Source organism: Ktedonobacteraceae bacterium (assembly GCA_035653615.1).
Classification (GTDB): domain Bacteria; phylum Chloroflexota; class Ktedonobacteria; order Ktedonobacterales; family Ktedonobacteraceae; genus DASRBN01.
Window position 1 is genome coordinate 13,514 of sequence record DASRBN010000027.1, and the last position, 24,134, is coordinate 37,647.

Below are 24,134 nucleotides of genomic sequence, written 5' to 3' on the forward strand. Positions count from 1 at the left end.
CTACACCATGACTAACACGGGATGGCTCAACTGGCCTGATGCCACGACCGGCCCGGCGGGGGCATTTTTGCTGCCGTTTGGGCCGCGCTCCAGGCTCACGGCTGCCGCTGAATAGCTGCTAATATCGCCGGGAAAGTCTACGCTCGCAATACCATTCTGAACCGAGAGCAGGCCAATGTTTACCGTCCTGCCGTTTTGAATCAACCAGCCCTGGTACACTTGCTGGGCCTGTAGTTTTGGCAGTCCCTGCATAATCAAAATCGTCAGGTGCTGCTTCGGCAGGTAGATCAGTTTGCCCGAAGCATTCTGAGTAGATGGAGTTCTACCGGTGAGAATATATGATTCGGCCACCTCGGGCCGGAGCCCATTCACCTCCTGCGCCAGAGCGCCATTTTGTTGTTGAAGAGATGCCACGGTATGCTGCAACGAAATATTCCAGGCCGTCATGCCGCCCAGCAGGGCCAGCATCAATACCGCTGCCGCTGCGATACCTGCCAGGCGCCGGCTCCATCGTCTCGCCCCAATAGCGCGGGCAGACCGCACCTGGCCGCCTCTCTCTAGCGGAGGAACATCCTGTTCCCCGCGAATAGTCGCCAGCAGCCTGTCTTTTGCCTCTGGCGGCGGATTTACCTGCGTGACAGACAATGGCAGCAGATCCACGACGGAGCGCAGTTCCTCGTAGAGATGCGCGCATTTCACGCATCCCGCCAGGTGCTCTCGCGCCGCCTGGCGTTCTTCGGGAGTCACAGCATCTAACGCAAATGCGCCCGAAAGCTCTTCAAATTCTTCACAGGTCATATGCCCTCATGCTCCATTCTGTCTCTCCATTTGCACTGTACTACGAAAAGAGGTGCTTACCAGATTACCTTTTATAGCCCTGCTATATGCTACCAAAACTCAGGCATACGTTATGACGTGTAATGATACTATCGTATCTTTTGAAGGTGAGGGCAGGTCACCTATCACGCTCTGGTACTTCATAGCGTATAATGGGTAAACAGGGTAATGAACCCCTCAAACTCTCAGGTTTCCGGTACATATGGATACATCACTCCTACTCGCTGAAAAAGTCGCGGCATCAGCGGCCATCGGTCTGCTCATCGGCCTCGAACGCGAATGGGCACATAAAGAAGCCGGCGTCAGAAGTTTCGCTATTGCTACGCTGCTCGGTACGCTGGCCTGGATCGTCTCGCCCACGCTGGGCTTCATCGAAGTCAGCGCTGTCCTGGTCGCGATCATCCTTGTGAATCTCTATTCGCTGACACAAAGCCAACCCTTGCAGATTACCACATCTTTGGCATTAGCGGCAACAAATGTACTTGGCATCCTGGTAGGAGCAGGCTACTTCTTCCTTGCTTTTGGGTGCGCCATTGTCATCGCTGCCCTGCTGTCGTGGAAGACCGAACTTATTTCTTTCACCAGCAAGCTAACGGTGCCCGAAATTCGCGGCGCACTGCTGCTCGCCTTCATCGCCGTCGTCGTTTATCCCTTGCTGCCGGATCAGAATGTTGGCCCGCTCAGCATCGTCAATCCACATGCCATCTGGCTAACGGTCATCATCGTATGCGCCCTTAACTTCTTCAACTACATCCTCCTGCGCCTCATGGGGCCAAGGGGCATCCCCTATAGCGCGCTGCTTGGCGGGCTGGTCAACAGCGCGGCCATCTCTCACTTCCTGGCCGAGGAACTCAAGCGTGATAAAGGAGCCTCTGCCATCCGGGCTCCTACAAACCTGATCCTGGCAGACCTGGCCATGATGTTGCGCAACGCCGTACTGGTTATCTTCTTTTCATGGGCCGCCGAACTGCAGGCCGCCGTCGCTACCGCGGTCGTACTTGGGCCAATGATCCTGGTCGCGGGAATCGTCGTGCTCATTGCCTGGCTCCGCTTGCATATAACAGGCAAGGAGAAGGCATCCGAATTCACATCTCCCCAGAAGGCGCCCCTCATGTCGCCGCTTGACCTGCGCTATGTACTCACTTTTGCTCTCTTATTCTTCTTGCTGACCGTCTTCAGCGGTATTGGGCAGCACTTTTTTGGCGCGGTAGGCTTCATCGTCGTCGCCATCGTCGGGGCATTGATCAGCGCCACCTCTTCATCTATCCTCATCGGAAATCATGCCAGCATGCACCTGCTCGCGCCTGCTCCTGTGGCCGCGGTGATCTTCGCCGCCACGCTAATGGGACTGGTAGAGAATGTGGCCATCTTTCTTGTGGTTTCGCGCCAGCGACAGATAGCGCTGCGTATGGCGCTGTTGACGCTGCCGGTTATCGCAGTGGGGGTAATAGCTCTTGTACTGCTCGTCATCTTTGGATGAGGAAAAGAATTTCTGTGATGTTCCCGTGATAGTTTTACCTCGTCCGGTGATGAGTTCGTGATCTCCAAACCTTATCCTGTAAGTGGCGGAAGAAAAGCAAACAAAGAGTACCTCACGAAACAGGGTGAGGCCACAAAACAGGCACATTCCGCCTGCAAGAGATAAATAAAGGAGCAAGAGATCATGAGTATCGTAAGCACTATTCATCCCAAAGATTCGACCCATATTCCTGAGCCGCCGATTGCGAAATTCCTCTTTGCGGATACGCGCATGGCCTGGTTCTGGCTGATCGTCCGTGTGTATGTTGGCTATCAGTGGTTGACCGCCGGGCTGGAGAAGTTGACCGGGCGCGACTTCACGATTGGAGCCTCGTTCAGTAAAGTAGTCAGCACGCCCTGGGTCTTTAATGCCCACGCGGGAGCCGGTCTGAAAGGCTTTATTATGGGAGCGATTGCCCAGGCGAATGGATCGTATGCGCCGGTGCAAGGCTGGTATGCCTCGTTCCTGCAGCATTTCGTCCTGCCAAATGTGGGTGTCTTCGCCTACGTCGTCACCTTCGGGGAAATCCTGGTGGGACTTGGTTTGATCTTCGGCGTATTGACCGGTATAGCGGCCTTCTTCGGAGTATTCATGAACCTGAACTTCATGCTGGCAGGTGCGGTGAGCATTAATCCGATCATCGGCACGCTGGCCTTGTTCATCGTACTGGCCTGGAGAGTGGCGGGCTACTACGGCGTCGATAGTCTTCTGCTCCCACTGCTGGGCACTCCCTGGACGGGCAGGTTGGCCAAAGGTGGCAAAGCAGTTCCAAAAGAGAAGGCAGCCTGACAGTAGGGTAGTTGAAGTAACCGGGGAGTATAACGCTATCTCGAATTGAGGCGGGTGGCCGGAAAGCTTTCTTCCGCTTTCCGGCCACCTGGTTTTTTCTATGGGAGAGAGGTAAGTATCCTTCTGCTCATTTGACACGCTCAACAATGAGAGCGCACAATAGAAAGTGTTCTATCAAAGAGAAAAGAGGCAACAAACAGGTTGAGCTGGCACATTCCCAACGCCGTCATGCTGGCCGCCGACAAGGTGACCCAGTTTCTCTACTGGTCCACCGGCGGGCGGTTGGGCGAAAAGCAGTTAAGCTATTCGATGCTCCTGCTGCACACCATTGGACGCAAAACCGGCAAGCGGCGCACGCATACACTTTTATATTTTCGCGATGGAGAAAACCTGGTTATCTGCGCCTCCAATAATGGCTCCCCGCAGCTTCCTGCCTGGTATCTGAATTTACAGGCACACCCGCGCGTCTGGATTCAACATGGGCGCACCAGGCGCGAGGTGATCGCGGAAACGGTTGGTGTGGAGGAACGGCAACGCCTCTGGCAGCGACTATTGCAAATCCGTCCTCAATATGCCGACTATCAAAAGTATACCTCGCGTGTATTTCCCATCGTTATTCTCAAGCCTCTTCCTGGAGAAGAGCATGGTTGATCAGATCAAGGAGAAACGTTGCGTATGGCCAACTATGTATTCGATCCGCAAGTCATTCACGAAATCAGCCTCAAACATCTGGGGAAGCCGCTGGAGCAGATGTTTGCGGATATTAGCGCCGAATTATCGGAACGCTATCCAGGCATGATAGATGATTCTAAGCCCTGGATCTTCAATAACGCGGGCGGCGTGATGCTCGAAATGAAGCTGCTGTACGCCTCGACGAAAGAATACATCATGCTCTGGGGCACACCTATTGGAAGCGAGGGACATACCGGGCGTCACCTGGTCGAATTTTATGATACCGTGCTCGATGGCGAGGCCTGGTACTATACCGAGGGCCAGTTTACGCGCGATGTCTATACGCCGGGGGATCATATCTTTGTCGGCAAGGGGCAAAGCGCCGGAATGCATTATCCAGATCACGTGTGGATGATTGAATACGCTCGTGGCCCCCTGCCGACGCTGCTCCCATTCGGCCTTGCCGATGCCCTGACCAGCACGCACGATTTCAAAACTGCCATCCAGACGGTCGTCATCTACTTTTCGCTTACCGGTCGCCAGATGTCAAGAGGCCAGAAGATGGCGCTCGGCTCGCTTGCCGCCGCCGTCCTGCTCTTATGGAGTGTCAGAGGCAAAAGAGGGCGGCGGCGGGGATAAGTTACCTGTGGTAATAGGGCGACATGCGCAAAATCCACCAGCGGGCGGCGGGACGTACCATGCGCGTGAGATAGCGTTTATAGCCGACGATGCGCGTCAATTGCCGCATGATGTCGTCGAACGAATAACGCTGGTAGTGCAGCAGGCGCTGGCTCTCTTCTGTATCAAGCCAGTCCGTGCAATAGGGTTTGTGGCCAAAGGCGCTCTCCGGCAACATGCCGATGCCCATCATCTCCAGCATGCGCCCCAGGTAGTCGCGGTAGAGCATCTGGCAGCTGGGGCCACCGCCGATGAGCAGCGTTTTGCCCCAGGCCTCTTCGCAACGGATGCCGTTGGCGATTGCCATGCCCGCATCGTAGGTGTGAACGACCTCGAAGCGTGTGACAAGAGGAATTTCGAACATGATAGGATGCGGGCTGCGCAGGCTCAGCGGCGGGACATCGGCAAAACGGAAGATACTCCACTCGAGGCCAGATGTCTTGACCATCTCCTCACAGGCAATTTTGTGTGTCGAGTAGTGGTCCGTCGCCTGAACCGGGTCGGTTATTCTGCGTGGCGGGGGTTGCTCCTGCGTATAGCCGAAGACATCGAAACTGGATGCGAAGAAAAACCTGGGCGGTCTGGATAAGCTGCGAGCAGCGACGAGCAGGTTGCGCGTTCCGCCAATATTGATCTGATGCGCGAGCTCAGGATGTTCCTCGCTGTATGGCGGCAGCATGTAGGCCAGGTGAATGATCGCGTCTCGATCCTGCACTGCCTTCGACACGTCCGCCGGTTGCCGGATGTCACCCTGTATCAATTCTATCCTGCCCGCGAAACGCCTGGCAGTGCGTGCATGAGCCTTGCGCCTGGATACGAAGCAACGCACTTCGTGTCCCTGGCGCAATAACTCATGCAGCGTACTCATCCCGATATTGCCAAAAGCGCCGGTCAGTAAAATCTTCATCTCGTTCCATCCTATCCTGTCTTACCTCAAGCATTGTCTTTGACAGTATAGCACAGGACGAGGGGAGAGAGTTTACAGCAACCCGTAAATCTCCAGACTCCCTTGCGTGCCCACGAAGACCTCGCCATTGGCAACGGTTGGTGTCGAGAATTTGACATAACTGGGTAGTCCATCACGGCCCGGATTCTGGTTCGTGTTGTAGAGTTCGGTGCCCAGATTGGTGGCATCGTAGGCGTGCAGGATGGCGTTGGGATCAAGCGTCCAGAGGATGCCTGTGCCAGGAGTCGCGCCATTGCTGGAGATGACGGTATTGCCGCCCGTGAAGCCGAAGCTCTCTGGCGTGCGCGATGTAGGACTCTTCGAGAGCAGCCCGTTACTCAATTGATACGCCTTCACCGAATCGCCATTTCCGCCGAAATAGACATATTCCCCATTGGAGCCGTTCCAGTATGCCGGCGTGCTGAAGAGACCGCCAATGGTTCCAGGCGCAAATTCCTGCACGATTCTGTCCACATTGGTGCGGTACTGCTTGCTACAAGGATTCTGGATCGAATGATATCCTCCCATCGATTGACTATTGACGACGTAGATGCGTCCTTCTTTTCCGGCGCTGATGATCTCGTTCTCGGCAGGCAGCAGCAGTGGCCCTCCTGAACCCAGGTCAGTATCTTGCTGCTCAAGGCATAATTGATTGAAAGGCGTGAAGTAGCTCACAACCGATAAATTTTGTGAGTTCAATTTGACGAAGCTATCTCCGGCATCCTTTCCGCCTCCTTTAAGGTCGAAGGTGCCGTTGCCGGACATGAAGTAGATGTTGCCATTGCTATCGGCGGCCAATCCACCGCCGGCTTGCCAGATACCTGCCTCGGAACCGTTTGGAGAGTCGTTATAGACGGCAACGCGCTTGAGAGTGGAAGCATTATACCCCATCACCCACCCATGATAGGGGCCGATATCGCAGTGTGAGGCCCAGGCGATATAAACCACGCCGTTCAGCAGCAAGAGGCCGGCACGCTGGCCTTCGCGCAAAGCATTAAAGGTAATATGCCCATTGATGCTGCCATCGCCGCTGCCCTTAACTTTCGCGGCAATCGTTGCCGGCTGTTTCACCTCGTTACCGGTCGTGATATCGATGGCGTGCAGGCGCTGGAAGTATTGACCGTGTTCTTTAGTCGCGGCCACCGCGTACAAAATGTTGGCATTGGCATCGATCACCGGCGTGCTGGTGATGCCAATCTCCGGTGTGAGGTCGCCGCAACCCGTATCGCTGCTGGGGATGGGGGTGATAGCGGGAGGATTGATAAAGCTGGCGTGCCACAACAGCAGATTCTGGTCGGCATCGAAGGCGTAGACACTGTCATGTTCGGTCGCTACGATGACCATGTTGTGCAGGCTGCCACCGGTATTGACATTGGGCACGAAGAGCGGCTGCGCATAGACCTGCCCGTCAACCGGGTACGAGAGTTTTTTGCCGAACTGCTTCACATTGACATTGCCTGTAGTGAGGATGGTTTCATTCAGGTTTTCGCCTGTGCGATAGGTGTCATACTTGTTGGTTAGCACGGCTGTGTTTGATGGCGCCGGGTGATAGGCGCCTGGTGCGGCACCTGCTTGAGCATAAGCCGTACTTGTTAGTCCTGTTGCTCCCGCGAGCATGAGAAGGAGAAGGCCCGCTCTTATTATAAAGAGAGCGCCGGGAGACGAAAAAGGCCCGTTTTTGGGCCAGAGAATCATGCGGTCTTTTGACATAAAGCATGTCAATCCTTTCTTCATCACAAAACGAGAGGGGCGTAGCGCATGAACTCCAGCCGGGATAAGAGCCATCCCTTGCCCTCACAAAGCAAACGAGCATTGCAAGGAAATTATAAACATATTCTCTATTTTATTCAAGCAATAAGATGATATTTTTTGAAATATAATGAAACAATATGAGGTGATTTGAAGTGGTGACGCTCAGATTTCCTCTCTGCATGATTTCTCCCCCTCAAAAATGGCAGGATCAGAACATCTAGTACTTTGTGGGCCGCCTGTCAAAAAATGAAACTTGCTTGCTTACTGCATCGTACAAACTTGTAGATATTGGACATCTCCGTTTTTGGCAACTTCCACAATCGTTACTCAACCCGGAGGGTATGACGATGAATAACAATCCTATCAATCCTCGTCGGAATCGCAATCTGCTCATCTTTTTCGTGTTGCTGGCTGTAGTCGTCTTGATCGCCAGCTTTGCTTTATCGTATGTGTTTTTACACAGGCCTAACTCGTCGCTAACGACTTCCGCTACACCCACGCCAGCTGGAACCTCATCGGGGCCGGCCACGTGCAACGGCCAGGGTGTGACAAAAAATCCCGATGGCTCCTATACCTTTTCCTGGCTGCACATCAATTCGCAGGGGCAGGTCGTCGATTCGCATAATTGCCTGGTTCACCTGCTTGGCGTGAATATGGGCGGTCTGTTCCTCAGTTCAGCCGGACACGAACCGCTGGCATCGGTTAGCTGGTATAAGCAGAATGTTCCAATGAACGTGGTACGCGAAGCCATCAACACCTACTGGTGGGACACTAACGTCTACGTGCCGGACGCGCACATGCATTACCAGCAGTGGCTCGAAACGGTGATCAACTGGCAAAAGCAGAACGGCAACTACGTGATTATCGACGCTGCCACGCAATTCCACAATCCACCCTGCGGCACGGGAGTCACTGTTCCCTGCCCCTCGCAGAACCAGGCGAGCAAGAATACTCCACCCAACCCGCAAGAGCAATCAACCTATCAGCCTACACCTTTGCAGGCGCTCACTGACCTGGCAAAGTTATATGGCAATGACCCACAGATCATCTTTGACGTGTGGAACGAACCCTCGCCCAAGGAGATCAGCGGCATCAGCATGCAAACCTACTTCCAGTACATGAACCAGCGCATCGACACGGTGCGGCAATATGCGCCCAATTCCATCGTTATGGTCTACGAAAACGGCCTGTCGCAGATCATGTCCGGTCAATATCCCATGTACGCGCAAAAAAATCTTATGTTTGATGCCCACATCTACGATGCTGGCTGGAAGCCGGGTGACACAACCGGGCTTGTCTCCTTCGTACATGCGCACGGAGACGCCTTTATCGTCGGCGAATGGGGTGGAGTTCCTGGTCAACCCTCGCCCAGCGTCATGATCCCTTTTCTCAAGCAGTATGATGTCGAGGCCTGCTACTTCGGTTCGAAAGACCTGGTAAAAGGCAGCGCCGCTAAGTCCGCTCAGTTGCAGCTCAACAGCATCGGCCAGGCTGTCGCCAGCGGCTATGGCTCGATCTTCTCTTCATAAGGAGGATACCCAGGGACGTAGAGCCAGGTAGAACGCTCATTTGCCTTGCTGCTATCCTCTGATGTATATTTTTTGTGAAGAGCAATATATATCATGAGGATGAAAGGCAGAACGTACAGTGACCGAGACAAACAACACCACCGACCGGTGGAGCGAGAGCGATTCACAGATATTCCTGAACCACAGCGAGGTATTTGTGCCGGGGCGCGCGGAACAGCTCGCGAGCCTGCTACATCTCATTCCCGCACAGGCGGATGAGGCTTGCACGATTGTCGAATTGGCGGCGGGTGGCGGCATACTGGCACGCGCAATCCTGGAGCGCTTTCCTGCCTGCCATTACGTGGCGCTGGATGGTTCGGAGGTTATGCGCGACCACCTGAGCCGTTCGCTGGCCATGTTCGGGAATCGCCTCGAGGTACGTCCTTTTGAGCTTGAGGAGCAGGATTGGCGCGTGGCTCTGCCTGCTCCCTTGCGCTGCGTGCTATCATCGCTGGCCGTCCATCACCTATCGGACGAGGGCAAGCGCCAGCTTTTCAAGGATATAAGCGAGCGATTGGAGCCGGGCGGAGCCTTACTGCTGGCCGATATCGTCAAACCCGCGACGCCCCACATTGCCGAACTCTTCGCGCGGCAATATGATGACATCGTGCGCGCGCAAAGCGTGGCCACCTATGGCGATTTGCGCGGCTACGAATCGTTCCAGGAGTTGAAATGGAACTATTTCATCTACGACTATGCCGACCCCAACTCCTACGATAAGCCATCCCTGCTCAGCGACCAGCTTCTATGGCTCCGCGAAGCAGGATTCGGCATGGCAGATTGTTTCTGGATGCAGGCCGGGCATGCAATCTACGGCGGCTACAAGTAGTTCCAATCCCCAGTGGGAAGCCGGGAAAAGGTCCGGTTCCTGCCGCTTCTCCGTGGGGAGCGTATAGTGATCAAACCCGAACATGTCAGGTGCAAATGCACTAAGAGGTGTTACAGATGGCAAAGCACCATGTAACTGTGGCTATCAAGCGTGTATACGACCCGCCTGAACCCGGCGACGGCACGCGCGTCCTGGTGGATCGTCTCTGGCCGCGTGGCCTCTCCAAAGAGCGCGCAAAGGTCGATCTCTGGCTCAAAGAGGTCGCGCCCAGCAATGACCTGCGCAAATGGTTCGGCCACGATCCAGAGAAATTCCCAGAATTTCGCCGCCGCTACGAGGCCGAGCTGCGATCTGAACCAGGTCAGGAAGCGCTGGCAAAATTGCGCGACCTGGCCGGTCAGGGGAAGGTGACGCTAGTGTTTGCCGCGCACGACAGCGAACATAATAACGCGGTCGTCTTGCGCGATTTGCTGGCATAGTGGAGCCGGTAAACGCGGACAATGTTGTGTTTGCGTTCGGGGGCTTATCTGCATTAGGATTCCCTGGCAGGTAAATTTCTCAATACTCGCTTACCCTCGCCAAAATGTGGCAGAGAGCAGGGATTATATACTCAGGAGAAATGCAGCATGGACCCGAAACCAGGTGCAGAAGATCCGGCGGCGCAGCAGACGAGCGATAGACCAGCACAGGTGGGTATGCAGAGCGGCATGAACCGGCGCTGGCGGTATCGTATTGATCGCGAACACCCTATCGGCGGTGAAATGTCCGATATCGTCAAGGGTCTTTTCACACGCATGCGTTTGCCCTGGCTCTTAGGCCACCATGCGCAGACGCCGGTTCTTGCCATCTTCAGCTTCATTAATGGCTGCATCAGCATTGGCATCATGTCGGCGCTGGCCCTCGTTACGCACACTGCATTTATCTTCCCTTCGCTCGGTCCCACTGCTTTCCTCTTTTTCTATACGCCTACCGCTCCAGCCGCCTCTCCGCGCAACACCATCGTCGGTCATGCTATCGGTGTGCTGGCCGGCTATTTCAGCCTGGTCGTGACCGGTCTAACGATGGCCGGGCCGGCTCTTTCCGTCGGCGTCACCTGGCCGCGTGTCCTCGCTGCGGCTCTCTCGCTTGGCCTCACCGCGGGATTGATGGTTTTGCTCAGATCTCCACACCCGCCGGCAGGCGCTACCACGCTTATCATCTCGCTTGGCCTGTTGACGAAACCACTGCAGCTGCTCATACTGATGGTGGCTGTGGTACTGCTTACTTTACAGGCTTTCATTATCAATCGCCTTTCCGGCATTCCCTACCCACTCTGGAATCCACGTCGCGAGCCTGACGAGGAGGGAAAGAAAACCCGGGATAGCGTGAAGTCGAGTTGAGATAGGAGGTGTAAGCGTATCCGGTTGTTACCGGCAAAGCGTGATATACTATGACAGATTGGCCTGACAAGACAACTGGTTACATACATTTCATGCAGGCCACGAGGAGGAAAGCAATGAATGATAGTGAAATCCTGCATCGTATCACGGCTCTGGTGGACGAAGAACATCACCTGATGCAACAATCAGAAGAAGAAGGCGGTCTGAGTGACGAGGAACGCACGCGCATGCACGAACTACAGCTTCAACTGGATCAATGCTGGGACCTCTTGCGCCAGCGTCGCGCCCGCCGTGAATTTGGCCTCAATCCAAACGAGGCGCAGGTGCGCGATCCGAACATCGTGGAACACTACCAACAGTAATCGCATACTATGACAAACATCTTGATCATCACCTCTCGCACCGGTGGGGGCCATATGAACCTCGCGCTGTCGCTTAAGGATATGCTTGGCGCGAGGTTCTCTATTGATATCGTTGATCCTTTCCCACCTGTTGTTGACAGGTATTACGCCGGGCTCAGCCGCAACTTCCTCACACTGTGGGATTGGCAATACAAATATACCGATAATGAATTTGCCTCGCTCTGCCTGCATAAAGGGCTGGCGTTACTCGGCCAGAAACGGATCGCAGGCCTTATCGAGCAAGCTGCCCCTCAACTCATCGTTTCAACGCACGCGCTCTTGTCTTACGTCGTCGCGTCTGCAAACCGGCAAACCGGTCTGCATATCCCGCTGGCGTTCCAATTGACCGATCTCGAATGCGTGCATACCACCTGGTTTAGTGAGAAGTTTGCCGATGCCTACCTGACCCCTACGCGTGAAATCTTTGCCCAGGCGAGCGCGGAGGGAATTGAGCAGGGCCGCCTGCACATAACGGGCAGGCCCGTGCGCAAGCAATTCTTACAAACATATGATTCCGCTTGCAGGGCTGAAACGCTCGCGAGCCTGGGACTCTCGCCGGACGCCTTTACCGTCTTTCTCCAGGGTGGCGCGAAAGGTTCCGCCAGAATCGAACGCACCATCTCCAGCATTTTTGCTGCCGGCAGCGCGCGGGCACCCATTCAGATTATCCTGGCAGCAGGCAGCAACAGCGCCATCATCTCGCGCTTCTCAGCTATACCCAGCCTGCGAGTGCTGCCATTCACCGAAACCATCGCGCCTTACATGGCCGCTTCGGACCTCATCGTTGGCAAAGCGGGGGCGAGCTTCCTGACGGAAGCCATCATGCTCGAGAAACCATCGCTCATCACCACCTACATCCCCGGTCAGGAAGGGCCAAACCTGCGCTTCATCGAACGCTATAACCTTGGCTGGACCTGCCTGGATGCGCGCGGCCAGCAAAAACTGCTGACTCGCATCGTGCGGAACCCCGACCTCATCGCCGAAAAAGTCAGCAGCATTCAATCATACAAGCAATGGAATATGTCGGCCAATGCCAGCATTCCGTCCGTCTTCAATAGACTGCTGGGCTATCAAGACACTCTTGAGGCTTAATGCCTTCAATCTGGCCCCTACCCTGCCTTTACTTGAAAGCCTGTTTCCCTGGCTTCGAAACGACATTGCTGGCATTGCGCCAGTTTACCGTCGGCGTGATCAAACTGTGATCGATATGCTCGCGGTGTTCGATGGCCAGCTCGATCAACGATTGTAGCACGCCGTCGTTCAGCAGGTGTGGATCGAGGCCAAGCTCGATCAGGCGCGTATGCACTGCGTTGTAATAGTGCTGCTCCGCCTCAACGCGAGGATTGGCCATGTGCGCGATTTCCACCTTCAATCCCATCTCCTTGCCCTGCCGCACCACCATGTGCGCCAGGTCGAGCAGCGAGAATTGTTCCGTGATCTGATTGAACACCCGGTACTCACCCGCACGGATTGGAGACAGGATCGCCAGTTCGATACAGCGAATCGTGTCTCGTATGTTGATATAGCCGCGTGTCTGCCCGCCCTCACCATAGACGGTCAGGGGATGGCCCACCGCAACCTGCACGCAGAAACGGTTCAGCGCCGTGCCATAAATCTGATCGTAATCAAAGCGCGTTGCCAACACCGGATCGAGCATCGTCTCATCCGTCTCGACTCCGTAAACGACTCCCTGGTTGAGGTCGGTTGCGCGCAGCCCCCAGATTTTGCAGCAGAACATGATGTTATGGCTGTCATGGACTTTAGAATTTCCACACCAGAGAGGTTTACCATTGCGCCGAACCAGAATGATACCATCTCCTGGAACTTCACAACAATAAACCATGCCTGCGTAATCCTCTATCCAGTCGTTAGGATCATCTGGGAGCTGATTGACCTGAAAAACTGTCGTCTTTGTGAAGTTTACTCGATATTCGCGATTCTTTGCCCACCCAGTACCTCCTGCTCGATCAAAGTAAGAGATGTTTGCGGAAAGTCCTAACTTGAGAGCCATTTCCTGCACCTCATCTGCGAGCTGCCGCGAAGATGTATAGTAGCGCCCGTAATCACGCTCATTATCCATCCATAAGCCATCACCTGACATCATTGCCTCGAAAAGAATACGGAGTTGCCGCTTTGACAGGTTTAGCAATTCGCGCGGTATGTGTTTGGTTAGACTTGTGCCAATCTGAGTAAGGTAAACAGCAAGCTGTGTAGAGAACAAATAATGCCCCTCTAGCTCATTGTTCCTATCTGGATAGGAATATACACTATAGGTACAGCCTAGTAAGGCGGCTATCCTCTCGAAGACTGTTTTTACTTTCCTGGACTTTGCACCTGGTTTCTGATTGATACAGATACAGTTTGGCACTTTTTTAAGCCATACTCCATCAACAGATCCCTCAGCAATGTACCATCCCAGGAAACGTAGCCAGTCATCCATAGGTAACTCTATAGCTGGCTTACGAGCATTTATATCGCCAAAGACATAGTAGCCGGGTAGAGTAAATGTTTCACGTTCTTCGCCATTCCACTCACAGGTGAGATGATAGCGATTGTACTTACCAAGTATGTCTTTTGCCTCCTCAAAGCGCATCGCTTCGGTACCATCCCGGCGTTTGAAAGAAGTAACCATGCGGTGATTTGGTGTCACACACAGATCAATGCGTCTTTGCTCAAGGTAGTACATAGGACCTTCATATAGGTACGATGTAAGGGCTGTTGGTTTCTCATAAACGATATGAGGATCGTCAAGTTGTCTTGTAGCTATCTCATCATTGTAACTCAGATCCTTGAAGAGTTTCCACCCACTCCGTGTCAGAACCTCAGTTCTATCATCATAACATAAATGATAGATTGAGCCAGGCTGCTTGGGATACGGCAGCACGTCCGAACGACCCTTGTGATGAATTTCGATAAAGCCCTCTTCGATATCGATATTCGGCGTCCCATATTCGCCCATCGTGCCTAATTTTACCAGGTGGCTCTCTGGCGCGTATTCGCGCATGGCATACAGCACATTCAGCGTGCCGATCACATTGTTCGTTTGCGTAAAGACCGCGTGCTTGCGATCGATCATAGAATAAGGGGCGGAGCGCTGTTCGGCAAAATGTACAATTGCCTCCGGTTCGCTTGCTTGTATCGCGGCAACAAGCGCATCATAGTCCATTGTATCGCCGACATGTATATGGATGGTGCGCCCTGTGATCTCTTTCCACCTCTTCACCCGTTCATACAGCGTCGAGATAGGCAGGAGGCTATTAAACCCGCGTTCTAGATCAAACTGCCTGCGCATGAAATTATCAAAGACCGTTACTTCGTGTCCCTTTTTCGAAAGGTACATCGCTTGTGCCCAACCGAGGTATCCGTCTCCGCCGAGTATCAGAATACGCATAGTTCCTCCAAAAGACAAAGATCAGTTTCACCCTTGCTTGTTACGATATCACAAAAAAGCAATTCGCAACAGGCCTGAGATGCTCGTTCATAAATATCGTTCAGAAAGTATACGTAGCACCACGCTCCTGGATATACACGGGCACTATGACTTTTTTCCTAATCCCTCTCTAAAATTTCCAGCATTTTTGCCGATTATTTGAGGTCAAAGGAATAACTTGAAACAGGGTGAAGTATTGACTCATGCGTTTATCTTGTTAGAATGCTAAACAGCCATTCTAGGGGTTGTTTTATATGAAACCTATGGGGTGACCATTCTGGTGGCCCATGAAAAAGGGAGTCGTAGATGTCACGTTCATTTAAAGTAATTGCTGCCAGTATCATATTGCTGGCTATAGTCGCCGTAGGGGTCCTCTGGTACGCACCAAAGGGCTCATCGAATGCTGCCTCCAATGGTATTCGACCGGCCGTCACCCAGGCTAATGGCCCGTATAGCGTCAGTGGCAATCAAATTCTCGACGCTCAGGGGCATCCCTATTTATTTCATGGAATTGGCCGTGACTCACTGGAGTATGACTGCAATACCGACGGCTATTTCGATTCCACTCACCTGTCCTATATGGGGTATGGACACAGCGGCAATGGCATTACCTATTGGGATGCCAATACTATTCGTCTTCCACTCACCGAGGGCTACTGGCTGAGAGATTTTCCTTCCAAACATTGTGTGCATACCCAGTACCAGAACCTCGTGAAGAGTGTAGTTTCGACCCTCACCGGCATGAATATGAATGTCATTATCGATCTGCAATGGACTGATGCCGGTGGAGCGGCCCCCGGCAGCGGTGCCGCATTTGAAATGCCGGATGCTGATAGCGTCACCTTCTGGACACAGGTTGCTACCATGTTTGCCGGTAACCCCAATGTCCTTTTTGAATTATACAATGAGCCTCATCCTGCTCCAGGCAACTGGGCATGCCTGATATCAGGTTGCGCGATTAGCGGCGATAAATCGTATGTCGTCGATTGTAATTGCTACATTACCGCCAACTATACGGCTGTTGGTATGCAGGCGCTGGTCAATGCTGTGCGCGGCACCAAAGCGAATAACCTGGTTCTTGTTGCTGGAATGGACTGGGGCTTTGACCTCAGCGGCTTCGGCCAGAATCCTATCACGGGCGGAAATGTCATCTATGACACGCATCCCTATCCTTATTCTGAGAAGATGCCCCAATACTGGGACAATGCTTTTGGCAATATCAGCAAAACCTATCCTGTCATCTCTGCTGAGAATGGCGAATATGATTGTGGCACCAGTTATATGAGCCGCCTGCTGACCTACTTTGATGCTCATAACATCAGCTGGATTGGTTGGGCGTGGGTCAACATCAACTCTGCCTGTGGTTATCCACAACTCATTATCGATTATAATGGCACGCCGGCCCCCAATATGGGTGTGTTGATCTGGCAATATCTGACGAGTTATGCCAATGGTACGCTCCTACCAGGGCCAATCAGTTCTACCTGGTACTTTGCCGAGGGTAAGGTTGGCCAGGGCTTTATCGAATGGCTCACCATACAGAACCCTGATCCCGTCAATTCCTGTTCGGTCAAAATTCAGTATCTTCTGACGACCGGTACAGTGACCTATAACCGCACCGTCAATCCCAAAAGCCGGTATACGGCGTCGGTCAATAGTGATTTAGGTACTCCACCCAGTTCTAGTTCATACAAGACAGATTCCATTATCGTTACCGTCAATAATCCGACCACCTGTTTCGGTGTCGTGGCGGAGCGCCCCATCTACTTCACCAACTTCTTTGGCGAGAGTAGTGGCAGTGTCGTCATGGGTACGGTAACGCCCGCCAAGGTCTTCTACTTTGCCGACATGCCCACGGTGAAGGGTTCCGACTCGTTTATCACCATCCTGAACCCGCCCGGCGGCAGTACGGCAACCGTTACCGCGACATATTACGCGGGAGGCAAGCAGGTTGGCTCCGCTCAAACAACCACAGTCACGGGCGGCAGGCGCCAGACGATCAATCCACCGCCAATGTCGCAGCGTGTCATTGCCATTGTAACCTCATCGCAGCCGGTGGTAGTGGAGCGACCCACCTACTTCAGCAGCTTCCCGGCAGGTAGCGTTGGCAATGTCTCCGGTGCAGCCTCGGTTGTAGGCGCGCTCAGTTCCGCCAACGAGTGGTTCTTTGCTGAGGGTCATAGCGGCAGCGGTTACCAGGAGTACTTCGTGATTGGCAACCCCGATCCGTCGAACACTGCACAGGTGAATATTAAACTTGAGGGCGCGGGTGGATCGCAATCGTTCCCCGTCACCGTCGGGCCGCGCAGCCAGGCCATCTGGGATGTGAACGCGCATAGCAGTGCCGATGTCTCGGCAGATATCACCTCTCCTACCGCGGGCATCGTTGTGGAGCGTGAGATCTTCTTCCACTATACCGGTCAGAATATGAACAATGCCACGGGCGCGACCGATATCACTGGCGCCGTTGGTCCGGCGGCCTCTCGCTCCGAGTCATTCGCCGAGGGCTATGTCAACACGGACTTCAACGAATGGCTTACGCTCTTCAATCCTACCGGCAGCAATGAAAACATTTCGGTGACAATTGTCAATGGCTTTGGCAGCGTCTATTCGTTTAACGTCAATGTACCTGCCAACTCGCGGTCGGTCCAAAATATTACGACCATCGTACACCAGAACCTGTATAATGGCAGCCAATCCCAGGGCTACAACATTTCAATGACTGTGCAATCGTCCGGCTACTTCTTCGCCGAACGCGTCATGTATTGGAATGTAGGTACCACACAAGGCGGCAGCGATGATATAGGCTACATGGGTCTCTAAACTCCAGCGATAGTTGGAAGTGCAGAGAGGCCAGCGTATCCGATCCCGGCCGGGATCGGATACGCTGGCCTCTCTGCACTTCCAACTTAGGAAATTGAAATGCGCTTCAATGCCTGCGACGCTTGCCGGAACAAATCCGGCCCACTAAAGCCGGAGAATTGTCCCTCTGCCGCCAGGTGTGGCTCCAGCGAGAAAAAGCCATCATAGCCATCCGCGCGCAATCGTCGCAGCAGTTCGGGCCATCTTGCCACGCCCTCTCCGGCAGGCACAACTTTTCCATCGGCACGCGCGTCCTTCACATGTACATAACGCAGCCAGGGATGTATGGCCTCATAGGCGTCGGGGTAAGGTATCTGGCCGCACTGGATAAAATTTGCCGGGTCGAGAATGGCCTGGAAATGAGCATCATTGATGCTTTCCAGCAAGTCAACGCAGCGAGCGATAGTATCCCCGTAAATATCCTTCTCGTTTTCATGCAGCAGCGTAATGCCGGCAGCATCCGCCCTGGCAGTCATCTCACGCAGGCGCCGCAGTACCTCGTCTCGCCATTCTGCCGGATCGCTTTTCGCGGCTTGTGGGGGATAAAAGGAGAAAATGCGTATGTAGGGCGTGTCAAAAAAATGTGCCAGCGCAATAGCCCGCTCGAAGCGCCCTAAATGCTCATCGAAGGGACTATCCACAGGCACTTTATCGATGGGCGAAGCAATGGCGGAAACTGCCATGCCCTGCTCATTAAGCATGCGCCGCAGTTCGTCTACCTGCCCATCGCTCAGATCCAGCACATTCGTTCCCCAGGCAGCGCGCAGGTCGAGGAAATGAATATCTTCGCTTTGTAATACCGCGATCTGTTCGCGTGGGTCGAGAGCAATTTCGTCGGCAAAAGCGGAAATGTGTATCATGCCAGCAGGACCTCCTTATGCGTGCGGGCCGATTCATAAATGCCCAGGATAATTTCCACGGGGCGCCGTCCTGCATAACCATCTACAAGCGGCGTCCCATTCTCACGAATAGCGCGCATCATATCCGCTATCTGCGCGGCATGGCTCCTGATAGCCAATGCGGCAGGATTCTGAGCCGCCCCCTCCGCATCCTGTGTGCCCGTCCGGGTCTCTTTCTGGCTGCCTCCACTGGCTCCATAGGCTCCCACTTCCTGCTGATCGTCTCGCGCCAGGTGCAGGTAGCCCAATCGATCATCCTCGATCACTGCCGATCCCCTATCGCCAAAAATTTCGACGCGCGTCGTCACGCCCGGATAGGCTCCCGTTGTAGCCACAATCGCGCCCAGCGCACCATTCGTGAAGCGCAGCACGGCCACGGCCACATCTTCCGTCTCCATGCAATGCGCCAGCGTATCCGTATAGGCGTAGATACTTTTGACCCTCCCCATCAACCATTGCAGCAGATCAATCGAATGGATAGCCTGATTCATCAATACCCCTCCACCGTCCAATGCCCAGGTGCCGCGCCATGCGCCGCTATCATAATAGGCCTGCGATCTCCACCACGGCACAAGCGCGTTGCCGAGTACCAGCCGTCCAAGGGCCTGCTCCTCAACCAGTTGATGCACGCGCATCGACGCCGGATCAAAGCGATGCTGGCTGATAACCGCCAGCTTCACATTCATTTCGCGCTGTACGCGCAGCATCTCATCAATCGCCTCAAGGCTAATCTCCATTGGCTTCTCTACAATCACGTGTTTTCCCGCCCGCATCGCCAGGCACGCGAATTCGCCGTGCAAACCGCTGGGCACGCAGATATCCACCACGTCCAATTGCTCGCGTGCCAGCATCTCCCGCGCATCAGTATAGGCGTGAATGCCGTGCTTTCCGGCAAGCTTCTGCGCCGCGGCTGGCACGATATCGGCTACGGCGACCAGTTCAGCACCGGGCAGAGTGCGAATCGCATCGGCGTGCGTCGGACCAATTACACCGCCTCCAATAATCCCAAAGCGTAGTTTCTCTGACATCGCTCTAATTCTCCTGGCTCAGTATCTTTGTCGTTTCCTGGAAAAAACGCTCAAGCGACTCGTATAGGGCATCTCTAGAACTCTCCAGAATCATCAGCAGGCATGTTCGCCCGACCTCGATCATCGCCTGCCACGTGCTTACCGCCTGGGCGCGCAAAAATGTATCGTTATAGCTGCCAAGGAGCATGGTTTCGGAGTCGCGCACCAGCAAGCGCAGGCTCACCAGGCGAGGCGGCCCATCCATCTCGCTCTGCTCGGTCGAATGGTAAGCAGCAGGCGCGCGGCGAATCTTTACAGGAACACCCAGCAGTACGTTGCCGATCCGGTACATGTGCGAGGCGATCAGCTTCAATACATCCGCGGCTATCTCACCGTTGATGGTGAAATCCAGGTAAGAGAGGGATGCAGGGGAGATAGCCTGCCCATTTGGGGCAGTCAGCGCTAATCGCAATGCGGCAGCATACATGGATGCAGGATCTCCCTGTACCCTCATCTCTGGTGGGGCATACAGCATAATGGTTCCACTCGAGACGCTTGCTTTCCAGCCCTGCACGAACTGCAAAGGATCATTCATCATGCGCAGTGACCGCGCTCGTGTTTTATAGTTCTCGACGGCAGGTTGACCGGCGAATCGAATGCGATGCAGGTATCCATAGAGAGCCATGCTCAATTGCCATTCCAGGAAACTGGCCGTCAGGGCGATCAAGCGGCGTCGCGGCTCATCGCTGGCAAGCAATGGCTGGTAGAGCACGAAATGCCCGGCTTCGTCCTCCCTTTCTGCGATATCCGTCTCCATCCGTACATGCAATAAACCGCGCGCCGAATAGCCGGGTGCTTTGGGGTTGAGCGCCTGGTTCTCGAAGACCACGACTCCCTTACCGCTCTTGCCCAGGCTCTCCTCCATCAACTGTTCCACCCAGGGTATGAACGCCGACCATCCAGGGGGCATTTGCAGCGGCATCCCGCATCTTCCATCCACGCTTGCATCGCTCAGCGCAGCTGCCAGTTGCACAAATGGCGAATCCGCCGGACGCGAGGTCGCGAGCTCCAGATTATACTCGCCCCAGGCTTGCTGGAGCAATGTTTCAAGCAGGCCTGCTTTTCTTACTGGCTGGCCGTCTGTAGGATTTTCTTCGTGAATGTCGGGACCTGTATCATGTGAGGGTGGTGGCCGATGAATCGGCGATGGGCGCGATAAATCGGCCACCGGTGGTTGAACCGGCTCTTGTGGCTGTTCGCTGTCTGATTTCTGCTGCAGGCGTGTCAGGTAAAGGGCGGCGGGCAGCAAGAAAACTCTTGTGGTTGGAGCGCTCATACGCCCGCCGGTGCCGGTTCCACCATCCAACTGCAAAGAACGTGTGGGTACCTGGTGTTCCTGGGCAAATGTGTCGAGGTAAGAACCCGGCAGTGTCATCACGAGTAGATGCCGTGCCGCTCGCAGGCGCGCCTGTTTCAGCAGGCCGGTAAACCATTCCAGGTGCGTGATAGGTTCCTCAGAGGTCATTCCCATCGAAACGCCGATCATCATCACATCATCTAGCAGCGCGCGCAAAAACTCGGGGTTTGATATTGTGCCAACTGCCGGCAGCCTCAGATTCTTAGCGGCCGCTATCCTGCGCACAATTTCATTCAATGCTGCCGGGTCTGTGCTATCAAGTGGATAGATCGTGAAGTGATCCGGGTCACTGCCACTGCAAAAGCCGAGATCGGTGAAGACGCGCACGGCGATGACAGAGCCACCCATGCCTGCCCAGATAACATGGCGAATGCCGCGCTCCCATAATTCCCGTGCCTCAATTTCTACCTCCTCCAGCATGATAGGATCGGCCAGCAGGCGAGGTATACCCTCCACCCAATCCAATTTGAGAGCGCCATCCTCGCTGCCGAGTACGGCCATCAGTCCTTCCTGCCGCCGCAATTGACCGATGGCATCCTCCTGGATGAGCCTGCGCATTGAGGGCGAATCTTCTATGTTCATGGCTTGAACTCTTTCCTTCTAAACTCCGGCGGATTTTTCAGATATCTGTCCAGATCAGGATCGTACTTCTACAAATTTTTTGCGCGGTAAAGCATTTCTCCCGCATGTGGCACGACCAGAATTCCTTGGTTCTCTCGCCCTTTCCATGCTTCGGGGCCGATTTTCTTATAGTCAGCATAACCCAGGTTGACATGGCGGCAGCGGGCTTCGGAAATGCCGGTTGCCAGCGTCACCTGGATGCGCGGCGTTTCGATGCCGGTTTTTGCATCGTAAGTGCCTGTACCTTTTACGTGTGTGCTGTGGGCCAGGATACTGCCGGGCACATCTTTGAAGCGATCCCACTGCTTCAGAAAATAATCTCGCACGTGGTAACCTACCTGGTCGATCAGTTTGCCATGCGTGTAGGATATTTCTTGAAGGTGTGGAGCATAGATGATGACCTCGCCACCATCGGCTATCGCCGGCTCCGTTTTGTACATGGCCTTGGCAGCAGTCCACAGGTCGTCGTACATCTCCGACGGCATGGAGAGAACGCGGCGAAATGGCGTATCGACCGTAATGATGTTGAGGCGCGCGGAGAGATCGGCTGCCTGGCTCCAGGCGTCTTTGCAAGGGCCGATGTAAAGGCCGTGCAGATCGGTTCCCTGCATGACAAGCGCCATGCATAGCAGCGGTTTTTGGACAAACTCTGCTGCTCGCTCGATCACCCGGCGTACAGGAGTATCTTTGATGCCGATGGTTTTCATGCTCGTGATGAGCGCCCCCAGCCAGTGGGTGAAATTGATGATATCCGCCCCGGCGATGCCTGGAAAGAGGTATTTGGCGCCGCCGGAGAAGCCAGCCACCTCGTGAGGGAAGACAGGGCCACAGATAATCAACTGGTCGTATTCATGAATCAGGCGATTAAGCGTGACCGGTATTTCATCGACCAGCAGACCATCTGTGAGCCGGTCGGCCTCCGCGCGCGATATCACGCCTATCGTTTGCAGCTGATCGGGCTTATCCCAGTGGTGATTGTAAATCTGTAGGTTGGGGTAGCGCTCTTTGCGCTCACCTGCTCTAACTCCCACCAGGTGGTCGATTGCCTCGTCCGGCATGGCCGCGTGTGTCCCCAGGGCGATGAGATAGTCCAGTTGCGCGACACGACGGCCAAGCTGTTCATAAAGTAGCCGGAAGAAGAGTGGAATCGGTGCCGTGCGCGTCCCATCAGGAATGATGATCAGTACGCGCCTCCCATCGAGCGGCAAGGGATCAATGGCCCGCGCTATGAGTTGGCGGATATCGTCAACCGCCAGAATCGCGGTTGTTGAGCCTTTTCCTATGGTCATAAATCGTTCTCCCGGCTATTGCCGCAAAAGGGATCGCTCTACACGCCGCTGTATGCCGAAAATCCGCCATCAACGGGGATAACCGTCCCTGTGACGAAGGCAGAGGCAGGGCTGACCAGCCATAACAGCGTTCCGACCAGGTCTTCTGGCATTCCCATACGTCCCATAGGCGTATGCTCGATGATGGACTTTCCGCGTGCTGTCCAGGCGCCGCTTCCGGCATCGGTGAGTAAATAGCGATTTTGTTCCGTCAAGAAGAAGCCGGGGGCCAGAGCGTTGACGCGGATACGCGGGCTATATTCCTGTGCCATGTAGACTGCCAGCCATTGCGTAAAGTTGGTCACGGCTGCCTTGGCCGCGCTGTAAGCAGGAATGCGGGTCAGGGGTCGCAGTGCGTTCATAGAGGCGACATTGACGATGCAGCCCTCTCCTCGCTCGGCCATATCGCGTCCGAATACCTGGCAGCTCGAAAATGTGCCCATAAAATTCAGGTCGAACACTTCACGCGTAGCATGCAAGTCCAGGTCAAAAAAAGACCGTTCGGGGGTCGTTGTAGCATGCGGATTATTGCCTCCAGCGGCATTAATCAGAATATCGACCTGGCCAAACTCCCTGTGTACCTGCTCAAGCGCCTGCTCAAGCGCAACGCGATCAAGCACATTACAGGCTATCCCAAGCCCCTGGCCTCCGCCTGCCTGGATTGCCTTTGCGGTCCGTTCCGCTGATTCCATATGCAGGCTCAAGACTGCCACCCGCGCGCCTCCCTGCGCGAGCGCGGAAGCCAAAGCTCCTCCCAGACCACCACTACCACCTGTGACAACTGCGTTCCTGTTTTGTATGGCGAAGAGCGCTTGAAGATCCATCCTCTTTTCTCGCTTTTGCTGTTCTCTCACAGTATGACAATACCTATTTTACGCTGAAACGCTCTATTGTTGCACGTGAACCGTTACAATAGGACACCTTCCATATTACCATTATCTTGCCTGGATACGATATTGATACCATGCGTACTCAAAACCGGACCTTGTTCGCGCGCTATATAATAGGAAGAATCTATCTGCCTTGAAAGCATCTCGTTGTATACTATGAAACAAAGGCCGGGACATGTCATTCTGAGTGCAGCGAAGAATCCGTGCTGCGTTGGGACATGTCATTCTGAGGCAGCGAAGAATCCGTGCATACTATGAAACAAGGGCCGGGACATGTCATTCTGAGTGCAGCGAAGAATCCGCAGGAACC

At 54.2% G+C, this 24,134-nt stretch carries 20 protein-coding genes; 11 read left to right on the plus strand and 9 right to left on the minus strand.

The genetic code is table 11. The features are described 5' to 3' along the window. Nucleotides 1-798, minus strand: a complete 798-nt coding sequence (locus tag VFA09_14175) for an anti-sigma factor (GenBank protein HZU68419.1) — start codon at nucleotides 796-798, stop codon at nucleotides 1-3. A gap of 241 nt (nucleotides 799-1,039) precedes the next feature. Here VFA09_14175 and VFA09_14180 point away from each other — a divergent pair, with 241 nt between their 5' ends. The 4 genes from VFA09_14180 to VFA09_14195 all read left to right on the plus strand — a co-directional run bounded on the left by VFA09_14180 (nucleotide 1,040) and on the right by VFA09_14195 (nucleotide 4,456). Then, entirely contained in the window at nucleotides 1,040-2,317 is a 1,278-nt protein-coding gene (locus VFA09_14180) for a DUF4010 domain-containing protein (protein ID HZU68420.1), read from the plus strand. A 183-nt stretch (nucleotides 2,318-2,500) separates the two neighbouring features. Next, entirely contained in the window at nucleotides 2,501-3,145 is a 645-nt protein-coding gene (locus VFA09_14185; GenBank protein ID HZU68421.1) for a DoxX family protein, read from the plus strand. 201 nt (nucleotides 3,146-3,346) lie between these two features. Then, on the plus strand, nucleotides 3,347-3,796 hold the full coding sequence (locus VFA09_14190; GenBank protein ID HZU68422.1) for a nitroreductase/quinone reductase family protein: 450 nt from the start codon (nucleotides 3,347-3,349) through the stop codon (nucleotides 3,794-3,796). A 24-nt stretch (nucleotides 3,797-3,820) separates the two neighbouring features. After that, nucleotides 3,821-4,456 (plus strand): ERG2 family protein, encoded by a 636-nt coding sequence (locus VFA09_14195; protein HZU68423.1) that lies wholly within the window; start codon nucleotides 3,821-3,823, stop codon nucleotides 4,454-4,456. 1 nt (nucleotide 4,457) lies between these two features. Here the strand turns inward: VFA09_14195 and VFA09_14200 are convergent, their stop codons facing one another. Together VFA09_14200 and VFA09_14205 are read right to left on the minus strand one after the other, a co-directional pair. Further along, nucleotides 4,458-5,402: an NAD(P)-dependent oxidoreductase gene (locus VFA09_14200; protein ID HZU68424.1), complete on the minus strand. Its 945-nt coding sequence runs from the start codon at nucleotides 5,400-5,402 to the stop codon at nucleotides 4,458-4,460. A gap of 72 nt (nucleotides 5,403-5,474) precedes the next feature. Continuing rightward, nucleotides 5,475-7,151 carry a hypothetical protein gene (locus tag VFA09_14205; protein HZU68425.1) on the minus strand — a complete coding sequence of 559 codons (1,677 nt, stop codon included), beginning with the start codon at nucleotides 7,149-7,151 and terminating at the stop codon, nucleotides 5,475-5,477. 389 nt (nucleotides 7,152-7,540) lie between these two features. Between VFA09_14205 and VFA09_14210 the strand changes: the two genes are divergently transcribed. From VFA09_14210 to VFA09_14235, 6 genes are all read left to right on the plus strand, one after another. Next, a complete protein-coding gene (locus tag VFA09_14210) occupies nucleotides 7,541-8,722 on the plus strand; it encodes a cellulase family glycosylhydrolase (GenBank protein HZU68426.1) in 1,182 nt (393 codons plus the stop codon). A 118-nt stretch (nucleotides 8,723-8,840) separates the two neighbouring features. Then, nucleotides 8,841-9,590, plus strand: a complete 750-nt coding sequence (locus VFA09_14215) for a class I SAM-dependent methyltransferase (GenBank protein ID HZU68427.1) — start codon at nucleotides 8,841-8,843, stop codon at nucleotides 9,588-9,590. A 116-nt stretch (nucleotides 9,591-9,706) separates the two neighbouring features. Next, on the plus strand, nucleotides 9,707-10,069 hold the full coding sequence (locus VFA09_14220) for a DUF488 domain-containing protein (protein ID HZU68428.1): 363 nt from the start codon (nucleotides 9,707-9,709) through the stop codon (nucleotides 10,067-10,069). A 147-nt stretch (nucleotides 10,070-10,216) separates the two neighbouring features. After that, nucleotides 10,217-10,969, plus strand: a complete 753-nt coding sequence (locus tag VFA09_14225; GenBank protein ID HZU68429.1) for an HPP family protein — start codon at nucleotides 10,217-10,219, stop codon at nucleotides 10,967-10,969. Between the two features lie 116 nt (nucleotides 10,970-11,085). Next, nucleotides 11,086-11,331 (plus strand): DUF2630 family protein, encoded by a 246-nt coding sequence (locus VFA09_14230; protein ID HZU68430.1) that lies wholly within the window; start codon nucleotides 11,086-11,088, stop codon nucleotides 11,329-11,331. Nucleotides 11,332-11,340: 9 nt separating this feature from the next. Beyond that, nucleotides 11,341-12,462: a glycosyltransferase gene (locus tag VFA09_14235; protein ID HZU68431.1), complete on the plus strand. Its 1,122-nt coding sequence runs from the start codon at nucleotides 11,341-11,343 to the stop codon at nucleotides 12,460-12,462. A 28-nt stretch (nucleotides 12,463-12,490) separates the two neighbouring features. Here VFA09_14235 and VFA09_14240 read toward each other — a convergent pair whose 3' ends face one another. Then, nucleotides 12,491-14,761 carry an NAD-dependent epimerase/dehydratase family protein gene (locus VFA09_14240; GenBank protein ID HZU68432.1) on the minus strand — a complete coding sequence of 757 codons (2,271 nt, stop codon included), beginning with the start codon at nucleotides 14,759-14,761 and terminating at the stop codon, nucleotides 12,491-12,493. A 345-nt stretch (nucleotides 14,762-15,106) separates the two neighbouring features. On the opposite strand from VFA09_14240, the gene VFA09_14245 reads away from it, so the two are divergent. Further along, the gene (locus VFA09_14245) at nucleotides 15,107-17,623 is read left to right on the plus strand and encodes a cellulase family glycosylhydrolase (protein HZU68433.1); all 2,517 of its coding nucleotides are present in this window, start codon (nucleotides 15,107-15,109) and stop codon (nucleotides 17,621-17,623) included. An 86-nt stretch (nucleotides 17,624-17,709) separates the two neighbouring features. Here VFA09_14245 and VFA09_14250 read toward each other — a convergent pair whose 3' ends face one another. The 5 genes from VFA09_14250 to VFA09_14270 all read right to left on the minus strand — a co-directional run bounded on the left by VFA09_14250 (nucleotide 17,710) and on the right by VFA09_14270 (nucleotide 23,758). Then, nucleotides 17,710-18,522 carry a sugar phosphate isomerase/epimerase family protein gene (locus tag VFA09_14250; GenBank protein ID HZU68434.1) on the minus strand — a complete coding sequence of 271 codons (813 nt, stop codon included), beginning with the start codon at nucleotides 18,520-18,522 and terminating at the stop codon, nucleotides 17,710-17,712. Next, nucleotides 18,519-19,589, minus strand: a complete 1,071-nt coding sequence (locus VFA09_14255) for a Gfo/Idh/MocA family oxidoreductase (protein ID HZU68435.1) — start codon at nucleotides 19,587-19,589, stop codon at nucleotides 18,519-18,521. Before VFA09_14255 ends, VFA09_14250 begins: the two co-directional genes overlap by 4 nt. Before the next feature lie 4 nt (nucleotides 19,590-19,593). Next, the gene (locus tag VFA09_14260) at nucleotides 19,594-21,567 is read right to left on the minus strand and encodes a hypothetical protein (GenBank protein HZU68436.1); all 1,974 of its coding nucleotides are present in this window, start codon (nucleotides 21,565-21,567) and stop codon (nucleotides 19,594-19,596) included. Between the two features lie 68 nt (nucleotides 21,568-21,635). Then, nucleotides 21,636-22,895 carry a lactate racemase domain-containing protein gene (locus VFA09_14265; GenBank protein HZU68437.1) on the minus strand — a complete coding sequence of 420 codons (1,260 nt, stop codon included), beginning with the start codon at nucleotides 22,893-22,895 and terminating at the stop codon, nucleotides 21,636-21,638. A 38-nt stretch (nucleotides 22,896-22,933) separates the two neighbouring features. Beyond that, nucleotides 22,934-23,758, minus strand: coding sequence for an SDR family oxidoreductase (locus VFA09_14270; protein ID HZU68438.1), 825 nt, complete (start codon nucleotides 23,756-23,758; stop codon nucleotides 22,934-22,936). Between the last annotated feature and the right edge of the window lie 376 nt (nucleotides 23,759-24,134).

Coding starts and splice junctions, on each gene's coding strand:
- VFA09_14175 (HZU68419.1), bottom strand. CDS start 798: ATGACCTGTGAAGAATTTGAAGAGCTTTCGGGCGCATTTGCGTTAGAT.
- VFA09_14180 (HZU68420.1), top strand. CDS start 1,040: ATGGATACATCACTCCTACTCGCTGAAAAAGTCGCGGCATCAGCGGCC.
- VFA09_14185 (HZU68421.1), top strand. CDS start 2,501: ATGAGTATCGTAAGCACTATTCATCCCAAAGATTCGACCCATATTCCT.
- VFA09_14195 (HZU68423.1), top strand. CDS start 3,821: ATGGCCAACTATGTATTCGATCCGCAAGTCATTCACGAAATCAGCCTC.
- VFA09_14200 (HZU68424.1), bottom strand. CDS start 5,402: ATGAAGATTTTACTGACCGGCGCTTTTGGCAATATCGGGATGAGTACG.
- VFA09_14205 (HZU68425.1), bottom strand. CDS start 7,151: ATGTCAAAAGACCGCATGATTCTCTGGCCCAAAAACGGGCCTTTTTCG.
- VFA09_14210 (HZU68426.1), top strand. CDS start 7,541: ATGAATAACAATCCTATCAATCCTCGTCGGAATCGCAATCTGCTCATC.
- VFA09_14220 (HZU68428.1), top strand. CDS start 9,707: ATGGCAAAGCACCATGTAACTGTGGCTATCAAGCGTGTATACGACCCG.
- VFA09_14225 (HZU68429.1), top strand. CDS start 10,217: ATGGACCCGAAACCAGGTGCAGAAGATCCGGCGGCGCAGCAGACGAGC.
- VFA09_14230 (HZU68430.1), top strand. CDS start 11,086: ATGAATGATAGTGAAATCCTGCATCGTATCACGGCTCTGGTGGACGAA.
- VFA09_14235 (HZU68431.1), top strand. CDS start 11,341: ATGACAAACATCTTGATCATCACCTCTCGCACCGGTGGGGGCCATATG.
- VFA09_14240 (HZU68432.1), bottom strand. CDS start 14,761: ATGCGTATTCTGATACTCGGCGGAGACGGATACCTCGGTTGGGCACAA.
- VFA09_14245 (HZU68433.1), top strand. CDS start 15,107: ATGTCACGTTCATTTAAAGTAATTGCTGCCAGTATCATATTGCTGGCT.
- VFA09_14250 (HZU68434.1), bottom strand. CDS start 18,522: ATGATACACATTTCCGCTTTTGCCGACGAAATTGCTCTCGACCCACGC.
- VFA09_14255 (HZU68435.1), bottom strand. CDS start 19,589: ATGTCAGAGAAACTACGCTTTGGGATTATTGGAGGCGGTGTAATTGGT.
- VFA09_14260 (HZU68436.1), bottom strand. CDS start 21,567: ATGAACATAGAAGATTCGCCCTCAATGCGCAGGCTCATCCAGGAGGAT.
- VFA09_14265 (HZU68437.1), bottom strand. CDS start 22,895: ATGACCATAGGAAAAGGCTCAACAACCGCGATTCTGGCGGTTGACGAT.
- VFA09_14270 (HZU68438.1), bottom strand. CDS start 23,758: ATGGATCTTCAAGCGCTCTTCGCCATACAAAACAGGAACGCAGTTGTC.